The sequence below is a fragment of the Phenylobacterium sp. LjRoot225 genome (assembly GCF_964252855.1).
In the GTDB taxonomy this organism is placed as follows: Bacteria; Pseudomonadota; Alphaproteobacteria; order Caulobacterales; family Caulobacteraceae; genus Phenylobacterium.
The window spans coordinates 815,607-837,140 of record NZ_CAXUPL020000003.1 but is presented as its reverse complement, the minus strand read 5'-3'; the positions used below and the strand labels follow the sequence as shown (position 1 = coordinate 837,140).

At 69.9% G+C, this 21,534-nt stretch carries 20 protein-coding genes; 12 read left to right on the top strand and 8 right to left on the bottom strand.

Annotated features, from left to right (window positions below):
- The first annotated feature begins 59 nt into the window (after positions 1-59).
- The 5 genes from tkt (at position 60) to fba (ending at position 7,003) form a co-directional block, all read left to right on the top strand.
- Positions 60-2,033: a transketolase gene (gene tkt, locus ACSQ2B_RS19165; RefSeq protein WP_436052278.1), complete on the top strand. Its 1,974-nt coding sequence runs from the start codon at positions 60-62 to the stop codon at positions 2,031-2,033.
- Between the two features lie 5 nt (positions 2,034-2,038).
- The gene (gene purT, locus ACSQ2B_RS19160; RefSeq protein WP_436052276.1) at positions 2,039-3,238 is read left to right on the top strand and encodes a formate-dependent phosphoribosylglycinamide formyltransferase; all 1,200 of its coding nucleotides are present in this window, start codon (positions 2,039-2,041) and stop codon (positions 3,236-3,238) included.
- Between the two features lie 208 nt (positions 3,239-3,446).
- Positions 3,447-4,460 (top strand): type I glyceraldehyde-3-phosphate dehydrogenase, encoded by a 1,014-nt coding sequence (gene gap, locus ACSQ2B_RS19155; RefSeq protein WP_436052274.1) that lies wholly within the window; start codon positions 3,447-3,449, stop codon positions 4,458-4,460.
- A gap of 245 nt (positions 4,461-4,705) precedes the next feature.
- Complete coding sequence (locus ACSQ2B_RS19150) at positions 4,706-5,896, top strand: phosphoglycerate kinase (RefSeq protein ID WP_436052273.1); 1,191 nt, start codon at positions 4,706-4,708, stop codon at positions 5,894-5,896.
- A gap of 21 nt (positions 5,897-5,917) precedes the next feature.
- On the top strand, positions 5,918-7,003 hold the full coding sequence (fba, locus tag ACSQ2B_RS19145; RefSeq protein WP_436052271.1) for a class II fructose-bisphosphate aldolase: 1,086 nt from the start codon (positions 5,918-5,920) through the stop codon (positions 7,001-7,003).
- A 67-nt stretch (positions 7,004-7,070) separates the two neighbouring features.
- Here the strand turns inward: fba and ACSQ2B_RS19140 are convergent, their stop codons facing one another.
- The 3 genes from ACSQ2B_RS19140 to ACSQ2B_RS19130 form a co-directional block, all read right to left on the bottom strand.
- Positions 7,071-8,105: a DUF2252 family protein gene (locus tag ACSQ2B_RS19140; RefSeq protein WP_436052269.1), complete on the bottom strand. Its 1,035-nt coding sequence runs from the start codon at positions 8,103-8,105 to the stop codon at positions 7,071-7,073.
- A 123-nt stretch (positions 8,106-8,228) separates the two neighbouring features.
- Positions 8,229-9,914 (bottom strand): AMP-binding protein, encoded by a 1,686-nt coding sequence (locus tag ACSQ2B_RS19135; RefSeq protein WP_436052267.1) that lies wholly within the window; start codon positions 9,912-9,914, stop codon positions 8,229-8,231.
- 52 nt (positions 9,915-9,966) lie between these two features.
- A complete protein-coding gene (locus tag ACSQ2B_RS19130) occupies positions 9,967-11,325 on the bottom strand; it encodes a PLP-dependent aminotransferase family protein (protein WP_436052265.1) in 1,359 nt (452 codons plus the stop codon).
- 102 nt (positions 11,326-11,427) lie between these two features.
- Between ACSQ2B_RS19130 and ACSQ2B_RS19125 the strand changes: the two genes are divergently transcribed.
- Both ACSQ2B_RS19125 and ACSQ2B_RS19120 read left to right on the top strand, forming a co-directional pair.
- Positions 11,428-11,847: a DUF983 domain-containing protein gene (locus ACSQ2B_RS19125; RefSeq protein ID WP_436052263.1), complete on the top strand. Its 420-nt coding sequence runs from the start codon at positions 11,428-11,430 to the stop codon at positions 11,845-11,847.
- A 55-nt stretch (positions 11,848-11,902) separates the two neighbouring features.
- Positions 11,903-12,148 (top strand): hypothetical protein, encoded by a 246-nt coding sequence (locus ACSQ2B_RS19120; RefSeq protein ID WP_436052262.1) that lies wholly within the window; start codon positions 11,903-11,905, stop codon positions 12,146-12,148.
- Positions 12,149-12,184: 36 nt separating this feature from the next.
- Here the strand turns inward: ACSQ2B_RS19120 and ACSQ2B_RS19115 are convergent, their stop codons facing one another.
- Positions 12,185-12,739 (bottom strand): TspO/MBR family protein, encoded by a 555-nt coding sequence (locus tag ACSQ2B_RS19115; RefSeq protein ID WP_436052260.1) that lies wholly within the window; start codon positions 12,737-12,739, stop codon positions 12,185-12,187.
- Positions 12,740-12,837: 98 nt separating this feature from the next.
- Between ACSQ2B_RS19115 and thiE the strand changes: the two genes are divergently transcribed.
- The 3 genes from thiE to ACSQ2B_RS19100 are packed head-to-tail and all read left to right on the top strand — an operon-like array spanning position 12,838 to position 15,448.
- Positions 12,838-13,521 carry a thiamine phosphate synthase gene (gene thiE, locus ACSQ2B_RS19110; RefSeq protein ID WP_436052258.1) on the top strand — a complete coding sequence of 228 codons (684 nt, stop codon included), beginning with the start codon at positions 12,838-12,840 and terminating at the stop codon, positions 13,519-13,521.
- Positions 13,522-13,533: 12 nt separating this feature from the next.
- Positions 13,534-14,328 (top strand): inositol monophosphatase family protein, encoded by a 795-nt coding sequence (locus ACSQ2B_RS19105; RefSeq protein ID WP_436052256.1) that lies wholly within the window; start codon positions 13,534-13,536, stop codon positions 14,326-14,328.
- Positions 14,329-14,386: 58 nt separating this feature from the next.
- Positions 14,387-15,448, top strand: coding sequence for a glycerophosphodiester phosphodiesterase (locus ACSQ2B_RS19100; protein ID WP_436052254.1), 1,062 nt, complete (start codon positions 14,387-14,389; stop codon positions 15,446-15,448).
- 66 nt (positions 15,449-15,514) lie between these two features.
- Here the strand turns inward: ACSQ2B_RS19100 and ACSQ2B_RS19095 are convergent, their stop codons facing one another.
- Positions 15,515-17,386 carry an ABC transporter transmembrane domain-containing protein gene (locus tag ACSQ2B_RS19095; RefSeq protein WP_436052252.1) on the bottom strand — a complete coding sequence of 624 codons (1,872 nt, stop codon included), beginning with the start codon at positions 17,384-17,386 and terminating at the stop codon, positions 15,515-15,517.
- Positions 17,387-17,504: 118 nt separating this feature from the next.
- Here ACSQ2B_RS19095 and rpmE point away from each other — a divergent pair, with 118 nt between their 5' ends.
- Positions 17,505-17,729 carry a 50S ribosomal protein L31 gene (rpmE, locus tag ACSQ2B_RS19090; RefSeq protein ID WP_436052250.1) on the top strand — a complete coding sequence of 75 codons (225 nt, stop codon included), beginning with the start codon at positions 17,505-17,507 and terminating at the stop codon, positions 17,727-17,729.
- 290 nt (positions 17,730-18,019) lie between these two features.
- Here the strand turns inward: rpmE and rcdA are convergent, their stop codons facing one another.
- Together rcdA and ACSQ2B_RS19080 are read right to left on the bottom strand one after the other, a co-directional pair.
- Positions 18,020-18,532: a protease adaptor protein RcdA gene (gene rcdA / locus ACSQ2B_RS19085; RefSeq protein WP_436052248.1), complete on the bottom strand. Its 513-nt coding sequence runs from the start codon at positions 18,530-18,532 to the stop codon at positions 18,020-18,022.
- A gap of 98 nt (positions 18,533-18,630) precedes the next feature.
- Positions 18,631-18,837 carry a DUF1192 domain-containing protein gene (locus ACSQ2B_RS19080; RefSeq protein WP_436052246.1) on the bottom strand — a complete coding sequence of 69 codons (207 nt, stop codon included), beginning with the start codon at positions 18,835-18,837 and terminating at the stop codon, positions 18,631-18,633.
- A 113-nt stretch (positions 18,838-18,950) separates the two neighbouring features.
- Here ACSQ2B_RS19080 and ACSQ2B_RS19075 point away from each other — a divergent pair, with 113 nt between their 5' ends.
- A complete protein-coding gene (locus tag ACSQ2B_RS19075; protein WP_436052619.1) occupies positions 18,951-19,913 on the top strand; it encodes an NAD(P)H-quinone oxidoreductase in 963 nt (320 codons plus the stop codon).
- 68 nt (positions 19,914-19,981) lie between these two features.
- Here ACSQ2B_RS19075 and ACSQ2B_RS19070 read toward each other — a convergent pair whose 3' ends face one another.
- A complete protein-coding gene (locus ACSQ2B_RS19070; protein WP_436052244.1) occupies positions 19,982-21,421 on the bottom strand; it encodes a helix-turn-helix domain-containing protein in 1,440 nt (479 codons plus the stop codon).
- Positions 21,422-21,534: the final 113 nt, after the last annotated feature.

Sequence of the window (21,534 nt, the reverse complement as noted above, 5' to 3'; positions counted from 1 at the left end):
ATGCGCCTTTCGCATGCGAGGGCGCGCCAACTTTTCTCTCCGAACCGATCTGGACCGCAATGCCCGCCAATCTTCAGACCATGGCCGACGCGATCCGCGTCCTCTCGATGGACGCCGTCGAAAAGGCCAACTCCGGCCACCCGGGCATGCCGATGGGCATGGCCGACGTCGCAGCCGTGCTCTGGAGCAAGTTCCTCAAATACGACGCCAGCCAGCCGGACTGGGCCGACCGCGACCGCTTCGTGCTGTCGGCCGGCCACGGCTCGATGCTGCTCTACAGCCTGCTGCACCTGTCCGGCTTCAAGGCGGTGACGCTGGACGAGCTCAAGGCCTTCCGTCAGCTCGGCTCCAAGACCCCGGGTCACCCGGAGTACGGCCACACCCCGGGCGTCGAGACCACCACCGGCCCGCTCGGCCAGGGCCTGGCCACCGCCGTCGGCATGGCGATCGCCGAGCGCCATCTGGCCGCGCGCTTCGGCGCCGACCTGGTCGACCACCGCACCTGGGTGGTCGCCGGCGACGGCTGTCTGATGGAGGGGATCAGCCACGAGGCCATCAGCCTCGCCGGCCGGCTGAAGCTCGCCAAGCTGACCGTGCTGTGGGACGACAACAACATCACCATCGACGGCGCGGTGGCGCTCTCCGACACCACTGACCAGCCGGCCCGCTTCAAGGCCGCCGGCTGGGCGGTGAAGGCGATCGACGGCCATGACGCCGGCCAGATCCGCCGCGCCCTGGCCTGGGCCGTGAAGCAGGACAAGCCGACGCTGATCGCCTGCCGCACCACGATCGGCAAGGGCTCGCCGAACTTCGAAGGCACCCACGACGTCCACGGCAAGGCGCTCGGCAAGGACGAGGTGGCCGCCACCCGCGCCAACCTGGGCTGGCCGCACGAGCCCTTCGTCATCCCCGAGGAGGTCAACCGCACCTGGCGCGCCGCCGGCCGCCGGGGCGCCAAGGACCGCAAGGCCTGGGCGGCCCGCCTCGGCGCCTCGAGCCAGAAGAGCGAGTTCGAACGCGCCATGTCCGGCGAGCTGCCGAAGCACGCCTTCGAGCGGCTGGACGCCTTCATCGCCCAGGCCGAGGCCTCCAAGCCGGCAGCGGCGACCCGCCAGCATTCCGGCAGCGTGCTGGAGCAGATCTTCGGCGAGATCCCGGACCTGGTGGGAGGCTCGGCCGACCTGACCGGTTCGAACAACACCTTCGTCAAGAACACCGCCATCCTCGATGCGCCCGACTACGCCGGCCGCTACGTGAACTACGGCGTGCGCGAGTTCGGCATGGCCGCGGCGATGAACGGCATGGCCCTGCACGGCGGCGTGATCCCCTACGGCGGCACCTTCCTGGTCTTCTCCGACTACGCCCGTCCGGCGATCCGCCTGGCCGCCCTGATGGGGGTGCGCGTGGTCCACGTCGGCACCCACGACTCCATCGGCCTGGGCGAAGACGGCCCGACCCACCAGCCGGTCGAGCACCTGGCGTCCTTGCGCGCCATGCCCAACCTCAACGTCTTCCGCCCGGCGGACGCGGTGGAGACCGCCGAGTGCTGGAAGATCGCGCTCGAGGCCCAGGCCACGCCCTCGGTCATGGCCCTGTCGCGCCAGAAGGTCCCGGCGGTGCGCACCCAGCCGATCGGCGAGAACCTGTCGGCGCGCGGCGCCTACCAGCTGGCCGCCGCCGGCCATCCGGCCCAGGTGACGATCTTCGCCACCGGCACGGAAGTGTCGGTCGCGATCGCCGCCCGCGAGCAGCTGGAAACGCAAGGGATCGGCGCGCGCGTCGTCTCCGTCCCCTCCTTCGAGCTCTTCGCCGCCCAGCCGACCGACTACCAGGACGCCGTGATCGGCGAGACCGAGGTCCGCGTGGCGATCGAGGCCGGCGTGCGCATGGGCTGGGACCGCTTCATCGGCGCGGACGGGATCTTCGTCGGCATGGCCGGCTTCGGCGCCAGCGCCCCCGACAAGGCGCTCTACGAGCACTTCGGCGTCACCGCCGAGGCGGTCGTCCGCGCGGCCAAGTCGAAGCTGGCCTGAGCCCCATGCGCCTCGGCACGCCGCTCTCGCCCTCCGCCGTCAGGGTGATGCTGCTGGGCGCGGGCGAGCTCGGCAAGGAGGTCGCCATCGAGCTGCAGCGGCTCGGCTGCGAGGTGATCGCCGTCGACCGCTACGCCGACGCCCCGGCCATGCAGGTGGCGCACCGCAGCCACGTCATCGCCATGACCGATCCGGCGGCGCTGCGGGCCGTGGTCGAGACCGAGCGGCCGCACCTGATCGTCCCGGAGATCGAGGCCATCGCCACCGACGAGCTGGTGAAGATCGAGGCCGAGGGTCTGGCGCGCGTCATCCCCACCGCCCGCGCCGCCCGGCTCACCATGAACCGCGAGGGCATCCGCAGGCTCGCGGCCGAGGAGCTGGGCCTGCCGACCAGCCCCTACGCCTTCGCCTCGTCCGAGGCCGAGCTGGCCAGGGCGGCGGCCGAACTCACCGGTTTTCCCTGTTTCGTGAAGCCGGTGATGTCCTCGTCCGGCAAGGGACAGTCCTATGTGGAGGGCCCCGACCAGATCGCGGAGGCCTGGCGCTACGCCCTGGAGGGCGGCCGCGTCGAACAGCCCCGAGTGATTGTCGAGGGCCGGATCGACTTCGATTTCGAGATCACCCTGCTGACCGTGCGGGCGCGCGACGCCGAGGGCGAGACCGTCACCGCCTTCTGCGAGGCCATCGGCCACCGCCAGGTGAAGGGCGACTATGTCGAGAGCTGGCAGCCCCAGGGCATGGCGCCCGGCGCCCACAAGAAGGCCCGGGACATCGCCCGCGCGATAACTGACGCGCTCGGAGGCTGGGGTATTTTCGGCGTCGAACTGTTCGTCAAAGGCGACCAGGTCTGGTTTTCCGAGGTGAGCCCTCGCCCGCACGACACCGGCCTGGTGACCCTGGTCAGCCAGGTGCAGAGCGAGTTCGCCATCCACGCCCGCGCCATTTTGGGACTGCCCGTCGAGGTGCGTCTGCGCGAGCCCGGCGCCAGCGCGGTGATCTATGGCGGGATCGAAGCCAGGGGCGTCGCCTACGCCGGCGTCGACGAGGCCTTGCGCGTGCCGGGGGCCGACCTGCGCCTTTTTGGCAAGCCCGACAGCTTCACCCGCCGGCGCATGGGCGTGGCACTGGCGCGCGCCGGATCGGTCGACGAGGCCCGCGAGCGCGCGCGAACCGCCGCCGGCAAGGTCCAGCCGATCGAGGGCTGATCACAGGGAGTCCGGCGCCGCTGGCACAAGCCTTGCTGTTCGGGGGCAGGACGCCCTTCTGGCGCCCAGTTCTGCAACGGCTTCGCTGCAGCGCAAAAACTTCACGGGCGTCAGGGGTTGACTTAAATCCCCCCCGGCCGAAAAAACGCCCCCGCATGTCAAAAGCAGAGGTCTTCGGGCCGTCTGCGCCCATAAGGAGACTTCGCCCATGCCCGTTCGCGTCGCTATCAACGGTTTCGGTCGCATCGGCCGCCTGGTCCTGCGCTCGATCGTGGAACATGCACGGACGGACATCGAAGTCGTCGCCATCAACGACCTCGGCCCGGTGGAGACCAACGCCCACCTGCTGCGCTACGACAGCGTGCACGGCCGCTTCCCGGGCGTCGTCACCGTCGACGGCGACTACATCGACGTCGGCACGGGCGCCAAGATCCGGGTCACCGCGATCCGCAACCCCGCCGAGCTGCCGCACAAGGAGCTGGGCGTCGATATCGCGCTGGAGTGCACCGGCCTCTTCACCTCGAGGGACAAGGCCAAGGCGCACCTGGACGCCGGCGCCAAGCGCGTCCTGGTCTCCGCCCCCTGCGACGACGCCGACAAGACCATCGTCTTCGGCGTCAACCACGAGACCCTGACCGCCGCCGACCTGGTGGTCTCCAACGCCTCGTGCACCACCAACTGCCTGGCCCCGATCGCCAAGGTCATCGACGACCTGTGCGGCATCGAGCGCGGCTACATGACCACCATCCACTCCTACACCGGCGACCAGCCGACGCTCGACACCATGCACAAGGACCTCTACCGCGCTCGCGCGGCGTCCCTGTCGATGATCCCGACGTCGACCGGCGCGGCCAAGGCCGTGGGCCTGGTGCTGCCGAACCTGAAGGGCAAGCTGGACGGCTCGTCGATCCGCGTGCCGACCCCGAACGTCTCGGTCGTCGACCTGAAGTTCGTGCCTGGCCGCGCCATCACCAAGGACGAGATCAACGCGGCCCTGACGGCTGCGGCGAACTCCGACGCCCTGCGCGGCGTGCTGGCGGTCTCCAACGATCCGCTGGTGTCGATCGACATGAACCACATCGCCGCCTCCTCGACTGCGGCCCTGCCGCAGACCCAGGTGATCGAAGGCCAGCTCGGCCGGGTGCTCTCCTGGTACGACAACGAGTGGGGCTTCTCGACCCGGATGAGCGACACCGCCATCGCCATGGCGAAACTGATCTAAGACGACGCTCACGGTCGCGGCGTCACGGAATTCTTCCTCCCCTGCGCAGCGGGGGAGGGGGACCGCGCGCCGCAGAGCGCGGGGTGGAGGGGGCAGGCCGCAGTCGCGGCGTCTCCGCCCCGCACCAAGATTTCATCAGCGCGATGCGCGCGGCTCGCCCCCTGCACCGCCCGGTGTTCCCCAGGCGGTCCCCCTCCCCCGCTGCGCGAGGGAGGAAAGGGAAGCCGGTTTGAGGACCGACACCGATGACGTTTAAAACCCTCGACCAGGCCAACCTCCAGGACCAGCGCGCCCTGGTCCGCGTCGACTTCAATGTCCCCATGGCCGACGGCCGGGTGACCGACGACACGCGCCTGAAAGCAGCGCTGCCGACTATCGAAAAGCTGCGCAAGGGCGGCGCCAAGGTGATCCTCTTGGCCCACTTCGATCGTCCGAAGGGCAAGCGCGTGCCGGAAATGAGCCTGAAGCCCGTCGTCGAGCCGTTGGCCAAGCTGCTCGGCGCGCCCGTCGGCTTCGCCGACGACTGCATCGGCGAGGCCGCCAAGGCCGCCGTCGAGGCGATGGCGCCCGGCGACGTCCTGCTGCTCGAGAACGTCCGCTACCACGCAGGCGAAGAGGCGAACGACCCTGAGCTGGCCAAGGCGCTGGCCGCCAACGGCGACCTCTACGTCAACGACGCCTTCTCCGCGGCGCACCGGGCGCACGCCTCGACCGAAGCCTTGGCCCGCGTCCTGCCGGCCTACGCCGGCGAACAGATGCGCCGCGAGCTGGAAGCCCTCGACGCCGCCCTCGGCAATCCGAAGCGGCCGGTTCTGGGCATCGTCGGCGGCTCCAAGGTCTCGACCAAGCTCGACCTACTGAACAACCTGGTCGGCAAGCTCGACAAGCTGGCGATCGGCGGGGGCATGGCCAACACCTTCCTCGCGGCGCAAGGCATCGACGTGGGCGCCTCGCTCTGCGAGCACGATCTGGCCGACACCGCGCGCCAGATCATCGCCACGGCCAAGGAAAAGGGCTGCGAGCTGCTGCTGCCCATCGACGTGGTCACGGCGGAAAAGGTGGAACCGGGCGTTAGCTCGACCGTTCGCGAACTTGACGCGATCGGAGCTCAGGATCGCATCCTGGACGCTGGCCCGAAGACCCTGGCCCGGCTGATCGCGGCGATGGACGCCTCGGCCACCCTGGTCTGGAACGGCCCGCTTGGAGTGTTTGAAGTGCCTCCGTTCGACAAAGCGACTGTTGAATCAGCACATCACGCAGCAAAGCTGGCCAAGAGTGGAGCGCTCGTGGCGGTTGCGGGCGGCGGTGATACCGTGGCCGCACTGAACGTGGCCGGCGTAACGGGCGACTTCACCTTCGTCTCGACCGCCGGCGGTGCGTTTCTTGAATGGATGGAAGGAAAGGTGCTGCCCGGCGTGGCTGCGCTGACCCGTTAAAGGACAGGCTGGGAAAAACAGATGGCTCGTATCACCCTTCGACAACTCCTCGACCACGCCGCCGAGTACGGCTACGGCGTTCCGGCCTTCAATATCAACAACATGGAGCAGGGTCTGGCGATCCTGGAGGCCGCCGACAAGGTCGACGCTCCGGTCATCATCCAGGCCAGCCGGGGCGCGCGCTCCTACGCCAACGACATCGTGCTGAAGCACCTGATCGACGCCCTGGCGGAAATGTACCCGCACATCCCGATCTGCATGCACCAGGATCACGGGAACAACGAAGCCACCTGCGCCACGGCGATCCAGTACGGCTTCACCAGCGTGATGATGGACGGCTCGCTGAAGGCCGACGCCAAGACCCCGGCTGACTACGACTACAACGTCCGCGTCACCAAGAACGTCGTCGACATGGCCCACTGGGTGGGCGCCTCGGTGGAAGGCGAACTCGGCATTCTCGGCAGCCTGGAGACCGGCGAAGGCGAGAAGGAAGACGGCCACGGCTTCGAAGGCAAGCTCGACCACTCGCAGCTGCTGACCGATCCCGATCAGGCGGTGGACTTCGTCCGCGCCACCGAGGTCGACGCCCTGGCCATCGCCATGGGCACCAGCCACGGCGCCTACAAGTTCACCCGCAAGCCGGACGGCGACGTCCTGGCGATGAACGTGATCGAAGAGATCCATCGCCGCCTGCCCAACACCCACCTGGTGATGCACGGCTCCTCCTCGGTGCCGCAGGACCTGCAGGACATCATCAACAAGTACGGCGGCGAGATGCCCCAGACCTGGGGCGTGCCGGTCGAAGAGATCCAGCGCGGCATCAAGCACGGCGTTCGCAAGATCAATATCGACACCGACAACCGGATGGCGATGACCGGCGCGATCCGCAAGATCTTCGCCGAGAACCCCGGCGAGTTCGACCCGCGCAAATATCTGAAGCCCGCCATGGAAGCCATGCGCGCGGTCTGCCAGCAGCGGATGGAAGAGTTCGGCGGCGCCGGCATGGCCTCGAAGATCAACCCGCTGCCGATGTCGGCCATGGCCAAGCGCTACGCCAAGGGCGAACTGGCCCCGAAGATCGGCATCACCCGCCAGGCGGCGGAATAGGCTTCAGGTTCACCCCTGAAACACGAGAGGCTGCCGGGACACCGGCGGCCTTTTTCGTGGGGCTCCCTTAAGCGTAGGCGCGGAATTCCTTCTTCGTCCAGGCGGCGACCTGACGCGCCGCGCGCGCGAGCCAGTCCTTCGGGCGCGCCTCCAGGTCCCGCAGGATGGCGTCGGCCGCGCCCGCCTCGGCCGCGTGGATGGCGGCGAGGTCCGCGGCCATCGCCCGCATCAGACGCCCCGTGCGGCGGCGGCGCAGTTCGCCGAATTTCAGCTTGCGGCTGTTGGGCGCCAGGCGGCGCACCACGCCGTTCGGCCCATAGGACAGGAACGGATCGGGCGATCGCCACGGACCGGTCGCCAGCCGATCGGCCAGGGCCGCGTCCTGTCCGCCCCAGCAGGACGGCGCCCGCCCCTTGATCTCGCGGGCGGCGGGGCCGCCCCGCAAGCGTCCGAACGCGACGAACCGAGGACGCCCCAGGCCGCCGACGCCCGCGGTGCGCGCGACGATCGTCAGTACACTGACGCCCGGCAGGGCCGCCCTGAGCTGCGCGTCATAGGACGCCGGCGCGGTCTCCGGCGAACTGGCCTCCAGATCGCGCCAGAAATCCTCCCGCACCTCCTCCGTCGCGGCGAAGGCGTCCCGCAGCCACAGATGCTCGCTCTCCAGGACGAAGGGAGCTGGCCTCTGCAGCCCGGCCAGGTAGCCTTGCAAGGCGCGATCGGCGACCTCCTCCGCCGAAACCACAGGCTCGGCGATCAGCATGCTGGCGCAGAGGCGCACGAGGTCGAGCGGATAGGGCGAAACGCAGGCTTCGTCGAAATCGTTCACGCCGAAGACGAGCCGGAACTCAGCGTCGCGCCAGAGCCCGAAGTTGCCGGCGTGCGCATCACCGACCGACCCCACCGCCGGAGCGTTCATGAGGTCCGGGCAGAGGGCCGCCGCCGTCTCCGCCCACCGCCAGCAGGCGCCACGGAGAAATTGGAAGGCGTCCTCCCGCATCCGCGCATGCTTGCGCGCGAGGTCCCGCTCGCGGAAGCTCGGCCCGAAGAGCTTGCGCAGACTCGCTTCATAGGCCGCCATCGAGGCGTCGAACGATCCCATCTGTCCTCCCGTATTGCGGCCGAGATATTACAGATCTTCGTTCTGCGCATGTCCGCCAGCTGCTCGCAGCGCTAGCGTGATTTGGCGACGCTCGTTTGACGATCGGCCCGCCCGCCAGGACGGCTATGCGTCGCGAAGTTCGGGGAAGTCCTCTTCGCGATGTTCCTCCGACGGCCGCTCCCCGGTCCGGGCGCGCTCCCCCTCGAGACGCCGCAGCTCCACCCGCCGGATCTTGCCGGAGATCGTCTTGGGAAGCTCGAAGAACTCGATCCGCCGGACGCGCTTGTAGGGCGCCAGGGCAGACCGGATGTGCCGGAAGATCGCCAGCGCCGTCTCGCGGCTCGGCGCGACATCGGGCGCGAGCGCGATGAAGGCCTTGGGCACGGCCAGGCGCACAGGGTCCGGCGCGGGGACCACCGCCGCCTCGGCGACCGCCGGATGCTCGATCAGGGCGCTTTCCAGCTCGAACGGGCTGATCCGGTAGTCGGAGGCTTTGAAGACGTCGTCGGCGCGGCCGACATAGGTGAACCAGCCGTCGGCGTCGCGGCTGGCGACGTCGCCGGTCCGGTAAAAGCCGCCGTCGATCGGCCGCAGACCGCCCTCGTCCTGATAGCCGCACATCAGACCGGCGGGCCGCGGGTCGAGACGCATGACGATCTCCCCTTCCTCGACCTCGTTCCCGTCGCCATCCAGCAGGACCAGGTCATAGCCCGGCAGCGGCCGGCCGACGGAGCCCGGCCGGACCGGCTGTCCGGGCGTGTTCGCCAGCTGGGCCGTCGTCTCGGTCTGGCCGTAGCCGTCGCGGATGGTCAGGCCCCAGGCCCGCTGCACGGCCTCGATCACCTCGGGATTGAGCGGCTCGCCCGCGCCGCAGAGGTTGTCGAGGCGCGTCCGCCACGCGGCCAGGTCTTCCTGGATCAGCATCCGCCAGACCGTCGGCGGGGCGCAAAGCGAGGTGACCCCGTGCTCGACCACCGCGTCGAGCAGGGCGCGCGCGTTGAAGCGTCCGAAGTTCGGCACGAACACGGTCGCGCCGGCGTTCCAGGGCGCGAAGACGCAGCTCCAGGCGTGCTTGGCCCAGCCGGGCGAGGAGACGTTGAGATGCACGTCGCCGGGCCGCAGCCCCAGCCAGTACAGGGTCGAGAGCGCCCCCACTCCGTAGCTGCGATGGCTGTGCATCACCAGCTTCGGCTTCGCCGTGGTGCCGGAGGTGAAATAGAGCAGGATCGGATCATCGGCGGCGGTCGGTCCGTCCGGCGTGAAGGACGGCGCGCCGGACAACAGATCGTCGTAGGGGAGCCATCCGGCCAGGGGCTCGCCGACGGCGATCCGCAGGGCGGGAAGGTCGAGGTCGCCGAACCTGGCGGCGAGCTCAGTCTCGGTGACCCAGACCGTCACCTCGCCCTGGGTCATGCGGGCGGCCAGGTCCTCGGCGGTGAGCAGGGTCGTCGCCGGGATCGTCACGGCGCCCAGCTTCATCGCCGCCAGCAGGGTCTCCCACAGCTCCGCGCAGTTGCCGAGCATCAGCAGGATCCGGTCGCCGCGGCCGACGCCGCGTTCGCGCAAGGCGTTGGCGACCCGGTTGGAGCGTTCCGACAGTTCGGCGAAGGTCCGGCTCGCCGCGTGATCGCCGACGATCGTCAAGGCCGTGCGACCGGCGGACGGCCCCTGTCCCAGCTCGGCGTCGAACCAGTCGAGCGCCCAGTTGAACCAGTCGAGCGCGGGCCAGCGGAAGCTCCTGCGGGCCTCGTCGTAGTCGTCCCGAAGGTCGAGCAGCCGATCCCGCGCCTGCCGAAACGCCGTCTGCATGGTGGCTTCCTCCGGTTGCGCCGCCCCTTGGCCAGGGCGACGTGACGCCAACCTAGACGATATGGCGCCGCGGCGCGGCGCCCTCGCCCACCAGGTCCGACAGGGTCGCGAGCGCGCGCTCGAGCACGCTACGCTTGCCGGGGCCGCCGAGCGAGATCCGCGCCCCGGCCGGATGCCCGGACGCGACGGCGAAGGCCTGCGCCGTCACCACCGCGAGCCCCCGCGCCTGGGCGCCGAGCTGCACGCGATCGGCCGCCGCGCCATCCGCGAGCGGCAGCCAGAGATGCATGTTGTCGGCCGCACCGAGCGCCTGCGGCAGCGCTCTGGCGGCGATGACGCGGCGGGCGCGTGTTTCGGCCCGGACGGCGGCCAGCAGCTCTTCGGCGGCGCCCTCCTGGATCCACCGGGTGGCGACGGCCGCCATCAGTGGCGGGGGCATCAGGACCGCCGCCCTGAGAGCTTCGGCGACGGGCTCGCTCCAGCCTTGGGGACAGACGAGGTAGGCGATCCGCAGGCCCGGGCTCAGACACTTGGCCAGGGTCGCGACATGGAAGGTCCGGTCGCCGGCGATCGCGGCGATCGCCGGCGGCGGCGCGTCCATCAACCGGCTGTAGGGATCGTCCTCGACGATCCAGATCCCGGCCGCAGCCGCGATCCGCGCCACCGCCTCGCGGCGCCCCGGCGTCATGGTCGCCCCGGTCGGGTTCTGCATGGTCGGCACCAGGTAGATCGCCGAAGGCCGCGCCTCGGCGCAGAGCGCCTCCAAGGCTTCGGGGATGACGCCTTCGGCGTCGACGGCGCAGGGAAGCACCCGCAGGCCGAGCCGCTGGGCGAGGCTGATGAAGCCCGGATAGGTCAGGGGTTCGGCCACCACCGCGTCGCCCGGCCTGCACAGGCTCGACAACACCGCCGCCAGCGCCGCCTGCGCCCCCGGGCAGACCAGCAGACGGTCCGAGGGGATCTCGCCGATCACGGGCGCGAGCCATTGCGCGCCGGCCTTCTTCTGCCCGATCGTGCCGAAGCCCGGATGGTAGGCCATCAGGATCGCCGGATCCGACCGCTCGAGAATGGCCGCGGTCGTCTCCCGCAGCAGCCGCCCGAGCGACAGCCCCTCGGGCGGCGGCGGCAGGTTCATGCTGAGGTCGACCAGGCCGGCGTCGTCGTCGTCCGCCTGCGCGCGGACATAGGTTCCGCGGCCGACCGCGGCCTCGACGAGGCCCTGGGACTGCGCCGCCGAATAGGCCCGGGTCACGGTCGTCAGATCGACGCCCAGCCGCTCGGCGACGGCGCGTTGCGGCGGCAGCCGGTCGCCGGGGTGCAGCTCGCCGGCGCGGATCGCCTGCTCCATGGCGCGCAGGACGGCCAAGTAGATCGGCCCCTGATCCGACGCGGCGCGATCTACCCACGCCATGGGAGTCGTTCGAACGGCCACGCTTGCGTTTTCCTGAGAAAATCCATACATTGATGACATATTGTATGGACTACCGCAACCATTGTATGGAAGGCGAAACCGGTGGCCGAGAACTTCAAAACCCCGTCGACCCTGAGCGCCGGCCTGCGCTGCCGCTGCCCCCGTTGCGGTGAGGGACATGTCTTCAGCCGGTTCCTCACCGTTGCGGACCGCTGCGAGGCCTGCGGCCTGGACTTCAGCTTCGCCGATCCGGCGGACGGCCCGGCCTTCTTCGTCATGAGCGGCGTCGGCATCCTCGTCACCGCGCTGTGGGCGATCTGGGCCGTCGTCGTCCAGCCGCCGATCTGGGCGCAGTTCGCCGTGGTGACGCCCGCCCTCGTCGGAGGCTGCCTGGCGACCCTGCGTCCGGTGAAGGCCTGGCTGGTCGCCGAGCAGTTCACGCACAAGGCCGAGGAAGGTCGCTGGGCCAGCGTAGGAACCCATGGCGCAGCGCCCGAGGGCTACAATCGGCGGGGCTGGTAGCCGGCCGCGCCGCCCTGGTGGAACCCGAGACGGCGGAGGCGCATTGAATCGCGTCATGCGCAAGCACGTCATCATCCTGAGCCTGACGTTTGCGGGTCTCGCCGCCTTTGCGGTTTTCGCCGGCTGGGCCTTTTTCCAGGTCTCCGAGATGGGCGGCGGATGGCGCAGCCTGGGGCCCCTCTGGCCCTATATGCTGGGCGGCTGCCTGGTGGTGGCTGCGCTGGCGATCTTCCTCATGTCGCTCGCCTTCTACTCCGCCAACCAGGGCTACGACGACCGCGTCGACCACGAGGGGCCCTGACGCCTCAGCGCCCCTAGTTTCAGTGGCCCCGATCTTTCAGTGGATCGTCGGCTTGGCCGCGTCCTTGCGCCAGAGTTCCTCGGTCAGTACGTTGGCCAGGCCGATCCACCCGACGTAGGGCGCGACCATCTTGGCGGCGGACGCATCGACCTGGCGGGCGCGCCAGACATAGGCCGCCGAGGTGCCGAGCGAGGTGACGGCGGTGGCGAGCTGGCCGCCCAGCTTGCGCGGCCCCAGCGCCATCCAGAGCGCATTCAGCGCCTGCACCACGCCCCACAGGGTCAGCGCCTGGGTGCGGGCGGGGCTCCTCGGCGCGTTCCAGATCCGCAGGCCCGAGACGATCAGCGCCAGGAACAGCGGCGGCCAGATGATCGAGAAGGCATGGAGGCGCGGGGCGGACGACGGCGGGTCGACGACGTCGCGCTCCCCCCGTCGCTTCGGAGTGTCCGACGTCGGTGCGTTCAGGCGCGCGATCACCGCCGAACCCAGCACGGCTCCGGCGGTGACGCCGAGGCCGATCAGCAGATGCTCCATCGAGCGGCCGCGGCTGTTGGCCAGATTGTCCACGGCTCCACGCACCATCGACGTCATCAGGACCTCCACTTGCCAGCCTGCCGGAAATCCATGAGGCGAAGCCGGGTTCCGGCGGCCATCTTCGCCCGGACGCCGAGACGCGCTATGAGGCGGCCATGACCACCCCGCCCTGCCGGCTCTATCTGATCACTCCGCCCAGGCTCGACGACCTGGCGGCCTTCGGCCATGTGCTCGCGCACGCGCTCGACGCCGGCGATGTCGCCGCCCTGCAGATCCGGCTGAAGGACGTCGACGACGTCATCATCGCCGCGGCCGTCGACATGATCCTGCCGATCGCTGCGTCCCGCGACGTGGCGGTGATCCTCAACGACCGGCCGGACCTGGCGGCGAAGCTCGGCTGCGACGGGGTGCACATTGGCCAGGACGACGTTCCCTACAAGGAAGCGCGCCGGCTGATGGGGCCCGACCGGATCGTCGGCGTCACCTGCCACGACAGCCGCCATCTCGGCATGGAGGCGGCGGAGGCCGGCGCCGACTACGTCGCCTTCGGCGCAGTCTTCCCGACCGGCACCAAGGAGGCGAAGATCCGGTGCGACCTGGAGGTCCTGACGATCTGGCAGGAGACCATGCAGACGCCCTGCGTCGCCATCGGCGGCATCACGGTGAAGAACATCCGCCAGGTGGCCCGGGCCGGCGCCGACTTCGCCGCCGTCTGCGCCGGCGTCTGGTCCTACGGCGACGGTCCGGCCGCCGCGGTGAAGGCGCTCAACGCCGAGATCGCCGCCGGCGTCGCCGAGCGCGACGAGGCCGTCCTTGCTTTGCCGTCGCCCGACCAATAGTTATCGCGCCGCATGATCAGCCAATCGGCCCTACTGAAGGTGATGAGCGACGCCGCGCGCAAGGCCGCGCGCGGGCTCAACCGTGATTTCGGCGAGCTCGCCGAGCTGCAGGTGGCCCGCAAGGCTCCCGCCGACTTCGTCTCCGCCGCCGACATCAAGGCCGAGCAGACGCTGTTCGAGATGCTCGAGAAGGCGCGCCCCGGCTACAGCTTCCTCGGCGAAGAGCGCGGGCTGATCGAGGGGAGCGACAAGACCCACACCTGGATCGTCGACCCGCTCGACGGCACCACCAACTTCCTGCACGCCATCCCGCACTTCGCGATCAACATCGCCCTGCAGCGCGAAGGGGCGGTCGTCGCGGCGGTCACCTACAACCCGGTGAGCAACGAGCTGTTTTGGGCCGAGAAGGGCAAGGGCTGCTATCTCAACGACAAGCGCCTGCGCGTCGCCGCCCGCAGCCGGCTCGACGAATGCGTCGTGGCGACCGGCATCCCCTACCTGGGCCACGGCCAGCACGGGCGGTTCCTCAAGGAGCTGCATCAGGTCAGCCAGCGCGTCGCCGGCGTCCGCCGCTTCGGCTCGGCCGCCCTCGACCTCGCCTATGTCGCCGCCGGCCGCTACGATGGCTACTGGGAGCGCGACCTGAAGTCGTGGGACGTCGCTGCGGGGTTGCTTCTCGTGACCGAGGCGGGCGGCAAGGTGACCGACGCCGACGGCGGCGAGGACATGCTGACCGCGGGCTCGATCTGCGCCGGCAACCTCGACATCCATCCGCTGCTGTTCGACAAGCTGCGGGCGGCTCAGTAAACCTAGGCGAAGCCGGCCGTGAGCCGAACTGTCACGCGGGCGGCTTAAGCGAGCCGCCATGCTGACCCGCCGAACCTTAGCCCTCGCCGTCATGGCCTCCACCGCGCTCCCCGCTCACGCCAAGGCGCCCGCCGCACGCAAGCCCCTGGTCATCGCCCATCGCGGCGCCAGCGGCGAGCGGCCCGAGCACACCCTCATGGCCTATCGGCTGGCGATCGCCGAAGGCTGCGATTTCATCGAGCCGGACCTGGTCCCGACGAAGGACGGCCATCTGGTGGTGCGCCACGAGCCGGAGATCGGCGGCACGACCGACGTCGCCAGCCGACCCGAGTTCGCCGCGCGCAAGACCCGCAAGGTGATCGACGGCGAGACGCTGGAGGGCTGGTTCACCGAGGACTTCACCCTGCAGGAGCTGAAGACCCTGCGCGCGCGGGAGCGGCTGCCGCAGCTGCGGCCGGGCAATGTAAAATATGACGGGCTGGAGCCGATCCCGACCTTCCAGGAGGTGGTCGACCTGGCCAGGGCCGAGAGCCGACGGACGGGCCGCACCATCGGGACCTATCCCGAAATGAAACACCCGACCTATTTCGCCTCGATCGGCCTGCCCCTGGAGGGGCGGCTGCACGCGGCCCTGAAGGCGAACGGGCTCGACAGCGCCGCGGCCCCGGTCTTCGTCCAGTGCTTCGAGGTCGGCGCGCTGAAGGCCCTCCGCCAGCTGTCGCGCGCGCCGCTGATCCAGCTGGTCCCGGCGGACGGCGGCCCCGCGGACGATCCCACCCTCACCTATCGCGCCATGACCACGCCGCAGGGCCTGAAGCAGGTCGCCGCCTACGCCGACGGGATCGGTCCGGAGTGGCGGATGATCCTGCCCACGGGCCCGGACGGGGCCCTGACGGGCGCCACAACCCTGGTCGCCGACGCGCACGCCGCGGGGCTGAAGGCGCATCCCTGGACGGTGCGGGCGGAGAACGCCTTCCTGCCCCCGGCGCTGCGGCGCGGGGACGCGCCAGCCGCCCATGGCGACGTCGGGGCCGTCTACCGCGCCCTCTACGCCGCCGGCGTCGACGGCCTGTTCAGCGACTTCCCCGGGCTGGCGGTGGCGGCGCGGGACCACATCTGACGGTCACCCACCGCCCCTCCTTCCGCTCGCCCCCGCGAAAGCAGGGATGACCGGAGAAGGGTGGTCCTACGCCGCTTCCCCGAACTGCAGCGCCGCCAGCCTCGCGTAGAGGCCGTTGCGGGCCACCAGCTCGTGGTGGGCGCCCTGTTCGACGACGCGGCCCTCGTCCATCACCACGATGCGGTCGGCCTTGAGCACGGTGGCCAGGCGGTGGGCGATGACCAGGGTGGTGCGGCCGGCCATGGCGCGGTCGAGGGCGACCTGGACCAGGCGCTCGTTCTCGGCGTCGAGCGCGCTGGTCGCCTCGTCGAGCAGCAGCACCGGGGCCTCGCGGACCAGGGCGCGGGCGATGGCGAGCCGCTGGCGCTGGCCCCCGGAGAGGGCTCGCGCCCGCTCGCCGACGGAGGTGTCCAGCCCCTGCGGCAGGGCTTGCAGGAAGCCCTCGGCCTGGGCCGCGCGGAGGGCGGCGCGCAGCTCTTCGGGACTGGCGTCCTGGCGGCCGAAGCGGATGTTTTCGAGGGCCGAGCCGGAGAACAGCGGCGAGTCCTGGGCGACCAGGGCCATCCGGGCCCGCACCTCGGCGGGATCGGCGTCCTTCAGGTCGACGCCGTCGAGCAGCACCCGGCCGGCCTGGGGATCGTAGAAGCGCAGCAGCAGGCGGAAGACCGTGCTCTTGCCGGCCCCCGACGGCCCCACCAGGGCCACCCGCTCGCCGGGCCGCACCGAAAGCGAGAACTCGCGCAGCGCCGGCAGCTCCGGTCGGCCCGGATAGGCGAAGGTCACGTCCTGGAAGGCCAGATCGCCCCGCGCCGGCGCGGGCAGAGGCCGGGGATGGGCCGGGGCCTTCACGTTCGGCTGGGCGTCGAGCAGGTCGCCGATCCGCTCCATGGCGCCGGCGGCCTTCTGCACGTCGCCCCAGGTCTCGCCCAGCGAGCCCACGGCGCCGGCGGCGAGCACGGCCAGGATGGCGAACTGTATCAGCGCGCCCATCGTCAGGCCACCCTGCAAGACCTGGTGGACGCCGAACCAGAAGATCAGCACCACCCCGCCGAAGACCATGCCGATGACCAGGGCGGTCATCAGCGCCCGCGCGCTGATCCGCTTCAGCGACATGTTGAACGAGGCGTCCACCGCCCCGCCGAACCGCGCCCCAGCGGCGCCTTCGCGGCCGAAGGCCTGCACTGTCTCCAGCGCGTCCAGGCTCTCGCCGGCGTAGCCGACGGCCTCGGCGAAGCGGTCCTGGGTCGAGGCGGTCAGCTTGCGCACGCGGCGGCCGAAGAGAAACAGCGGGACCAGCAGCATGGGGATGAGCAGCAGCACCAGGCCGGTCAGCTTCAGGCTGACCACGGTCATGAAGGCGACGGCGCCGATCACCGTCAGCAGGTTGCGCAGCGCCACGGAGACCGAAGAGCCCACCAGGGACTCGACGATCTGGATGTCGGTGGTCAGCCGCGACAGCACCTCGCCCGTGCGGGTGTTCAGGAAGAACATCGGGTCGAGCGTCAGGATGTGGCGGTAGGTGACCTTGCGCAGGTCCGCCACCACCCGCTCGCCGAGCTTGGTGATGAAGAAGTAGCGGCCTGCGGTCGCCAACGCCAAGGTGAGCGCCACGCCGCCGAGCAGCAGGAACCAGAGGTTGATGGAGCCGGCCTGGGCGTGCGCCCGCTGCGCCGAACCCAGGTGGTCCACCAAGAGACGCACCGCGCAGGAGATGCCCAGGGTGGCGCTGGTCGAGACCAGCAGGAAGACGGCGGACAGGGCGGCGTCGCCCCAATGGGCGGCGATAAAGGGCGTGAGGCGGCGGAGCACGCCGACGTTGCGGCTCTTGGGCCGGCGCGCAGCAGCTTCAGCGAGGGTCTGCGCCAGGCTCTGGCCGGCGCTCGGACGTCCTTCGGCGCCCGCCGCGTCCGGGGCGGCGGCGCCCCTCTCTTCACTCATAGCGCGTCACACCTTGCGTTTTGGACGGGCTTTCGGTTATACGCCCGGCTTCATTTCTGGCCGCCCCTGCGGGCTGCCGTTCAACTTTGGCCGCTCCTTTACGTCAGGCGCCCGCGCGATGAAACAAGACACCCACCCGGACTACCACTTCATAACGGTGGTGATGACCGACGGCACCTCCTACCAGACCCGTTCGACCTACGGGAAGGAAGGCGCAACGCTGAACCTGGACATCGATCCGAAGACCCACCCGGCGTGGACCGGCGGCGGCCACCAGCTGCTCGACCGCGGCGGCCGCGTGTCGCGCTTCAACGCCAAGTTCGCCGGTTTCACGCGCAAATAGGCGCCTGGCCGGACCTCGAGTTCGCGAAACGCCGCGAGGGGAGACCTTCGCGGCGTTTTTTGCTGTGCGTGCAGCCCAACATCCGCTCATCCCCGCGAAAGCGGGGACCCAGGTGTTTTTGTTATTTGCGGTCGCGGGTTCGGAATTCGCGCTACGACGAAAAAAGCCTGGATCCCCGCGTTCGCGGGGACGAGCGGATTTCAAGACAGGATCGCGCTCAATCCATGAGCGCCGTGTTCATGGGTCCCGGATAAGCGCTGCGCGCTTTCCGGGATGACACTGGGTGGGGCCTAGAACGCCCCGAGAGCCGTTCTGAGACGGTCGAATTGGGACAACACCGGGTGCGGAGCGGCGGCGTCGTCGACTTCGACGTACATGCGCCGGTCGAGGTGGCGGACGCGTTCGTAGAGGCGTTCGGAACGCTCGAGCAGCGACAGCAGGCCTTCGGGCAGAACCTCGCCCGGCGTCTCGCCGCCGCGGCAGACGTCCTCGGCGGCGAGACGGTAGCGGTCCTCGCAGGCGGCGGTCGGCGGCATGTCGCCTTCACGCACCGCGCGCTGCACCAGCAGCCAGGAGGCCACCTGCATCAGCCGGGTGGTGAGCCGCATGCTCTCCGAGGCGTAGCCGAGCGCCGCATTGCGCGACAGCATCTTGGATTCCTGGCGCCCGGCGCCGTCGAGATAGCTGGCCGTCTCCTCCACGAGGTCCATGCCCTCCTGGAAGGTCCGCTCGAACAGTTCGGAGCGGGCGAAGTCCTGGATTACGTCGGAGCGCCAGGGCAGGACGGTGTTTGCTTCGGTCATCTTGATCCCAGCTCCCCGCCCGATTCCTGCGGCGGGACGAACGTTCGGTGATAGGGCCGCAGGTGCAACATCCGTGCCAAACTTGGTAAAGCGAACAGCTAGGCCAGCCGCGGCGAAAACAGGGCGTCGGCGGCGGCGCGCCCGGCCCGTTTGCGATCGATCTGCGCCTCCACGCGCGCGATCTCTGAACGCAGGAGGTCGATCCGATCCTCCAGTTCAGCGACCGCGTAGAGCTCCAGGTCCTCCCTCAGAGCGTCGGTGAGCCGTTGCCCGCGGGCCAGTCGAATGTCGGTAGGTTCATCCATCACGCAGCGAGCCTCCCTTTGCCGGGCCCCCAGAGCCGGCTATCCAAACCCGCATCCTCGTCTCGCGCAAGGCCGCAGGAGCCACACCCATGAGCATTTCTGTTCCCGCCGCCATGAAGGCCATCGTCGTCGCCGGCGGCAAGGGCCCGGCGGAAGCCCTCCACATCGAGACGATTCCGACGCCGGAGCCCAGGCCCGGAGAGATCCTGATCGCCGTGCAGGCGGCCGGGGTGAACCGCCCGGACCTGCTGCAGCGGATGGGCGCCTATCCGCCGCCGCGCGGCGCGCCGGACACCCTGGGGCTCGAGGTCGCAGGAGAAGTGGTGCGCGGGGCGGGCCGCTGGCGGGCCGGCGACAAGGTCTGCGCCCTGCTGGGCGGCGGCGGCTACGCCGAGTACGCCGTCTGCGACGCGCGGCACGCCCTGCCGATCCCGGAGGGGCTGGACCTTCTCCAGGCCGCCGCCCTGCCGGAGACCGTCTTCACCGTCTACGCCAACGTCTTCGAGCACGGCGCCCTGAAGGCCGGCGAGACCTTCCTGGTGCACGGGGCGACCTCCGGCATCGGGGTGGCCGCGATCCAGATGGCCAAGGCCGCCGGCGCGCGGGTGATCGCCACGGGCCGCGGGGCGGCCAAGGCCGCCGTCGCCAAGGCCCTGGGCGCCGACGTCGCGGTCGACGCGACCGCCGAGGACTTCGCCGAGATCTGCAAGCGCGAGGGCGGCGTGGACGTGATCCTCGACATGGTCGGCGCGGACTATTTCCGGAAGAACCTGGACGCGCTGAAGACCGGCGGCCGCCTGGTCTTCATCGGCCACCAGAGCGGGGCGGAGGCGACCCTGCCGATCTTTCGCCTGATGCAGAAGCGCGCCGTGGTCACCGGCTCGACGCTTCGGCCCCGCGACGCCGACGAGAAGGCGCGGCTGGCGGCCGAGGTCGAACGGGTGGTCTGGCCCTGGGTGGCCAAGGGCCTGGTCCGGCCGATGATCGACGCGACCTTCCCGCTGGCGGACGCCGCCAAGGCGCACGCGCATCTGGAGGGCGGGGCGCATGTGGGGAAGGTGATGCTGACGGTTTAGCCTCTCGCACATGCTCCGCTCCTCCCCCGTTCAAACGGGGGAGGAGCGACGGGCGTGACCTTCGCCCCCTACCCCTCGGCGAACGGATACGGCGAGATCGACTTGGTGAAGTCGTCGACGGTCAGGGTGCGGCTGATCGGCGCGGCGGCGCGCTGCCGGCAGGCCGGGCGTTCGCAGATCCGGCAGGCCGGGCCGATGGCGGTGGCCTTCGGCTCCTTGAGGTCAAGACCGCGCGAATAGACCAGTCGCTCGGCGTGCTTCAGCTCGCAGCCCATGCCGATGGCCAGTTCGGCGTCCTCGCCGGCGTAGGCGGTGGCGATGCGGGTCACGGTCCGGGCGATGGTGAAGTAGCGCTGGCCGTCGGGGGTCTCGACGATCTGGGTGATGATCCGCCCGGGCGAACGGAAGCTGGAATGGATGTTCCAGCGCGGGCAGGCGCCGCCGAACCGTGAGAAGGGGAAGGTCGAGCCAGCGAACCGCTTGGAGATGTTGCCGGCGGAATCCACCCGCATCATGAAGAAGGGCACGCCGCGGGCGCCCGAGCGGGACATGGTCGTCAGCCGATGGCAGGCCTGTTCGAAGGAGACGCCGAAGCGGACCCGGATCAGGTCGATGTCGTAGGCCGTCCGTTCGGCCGCCTCGTGAAAGGCGGCGTAGGGCATCAGCATGGCGGCGGCCAGATAGTTGGCGAGCGAGACCTTGAGCAGGTTACGCGTCGGCCGGTCCGGCGGATTGGAGCGGTCGGCCAGCCGGTCCAGCAGCTCACGATGCTCCAGGATGGCCAGCTGGAAGGCCAGCGAGAAGGCGCGGCCCTCCCCGGTCAGGGCCTCGGACAGGAACAGCCGCTTCCTGTGATGATCGAAGCGGCGGACGCTTTCCGGCAGCACCTCGACGGGCACCACCCGCACCTGGATGTTGTGCGTCTTCGCCAGCCGCTCGCGCGCGGCCCAGGCGAACTCCTGGGGCTCGGCGCCCATCGCCTCGACCACCTGCTCGGCGGCCTCCTCCAGCTCGCTGAAATAGTTCTTCTGCGCCTGGATGAAGTCGCGCACCCAGTCGGAGGGCATGGCCATGGGCGCGCTCGCGCCGCCCTCCTCCGGCCTGCCGGCCGCGCCGAGCTCGGAAAGGCGACGCTGGTCGAGATAGGCGCGGTAAAGGCGGACCACCGCCTCGGCCACGCCCGGCGCGCTCTCGGCGACCTCGGCGATCTCGTGACGCGGCAGACCCAGGTCGCGGAACAGCTGGTCGGTGAAGACCTCCGACAGGCCGGTGGCGCCCGACGAGTCCGGATCGGACGAGAGGCTCTTCAGGTCGAGGTCGTAGGCTTCGGCCAGCCGCAGCAGCACCTGGGCGGTGACCGGCCGCTGGTTGCGCTCCAGCAGGTTCAGATAGCTCGGCGAGACGCCGAGATCCTCGGCCATACGGGTCTGGGTGATGCCCAGCTCGCGGCGCAGGCGCTTAACGCGCGCGCCCAGGAAAAGCTTCCGGTCGGAGGTCGGGGCAGCCATCTTTGTGTGTGTTGTCACAATTTTACATTTATGACAAGGTTTAACTGTGACAGCTTGGCCTTTTGCAGTGCAGCAAGCTGTTTCCTTAACGGGAATTCAGGCGTTAGTGGACT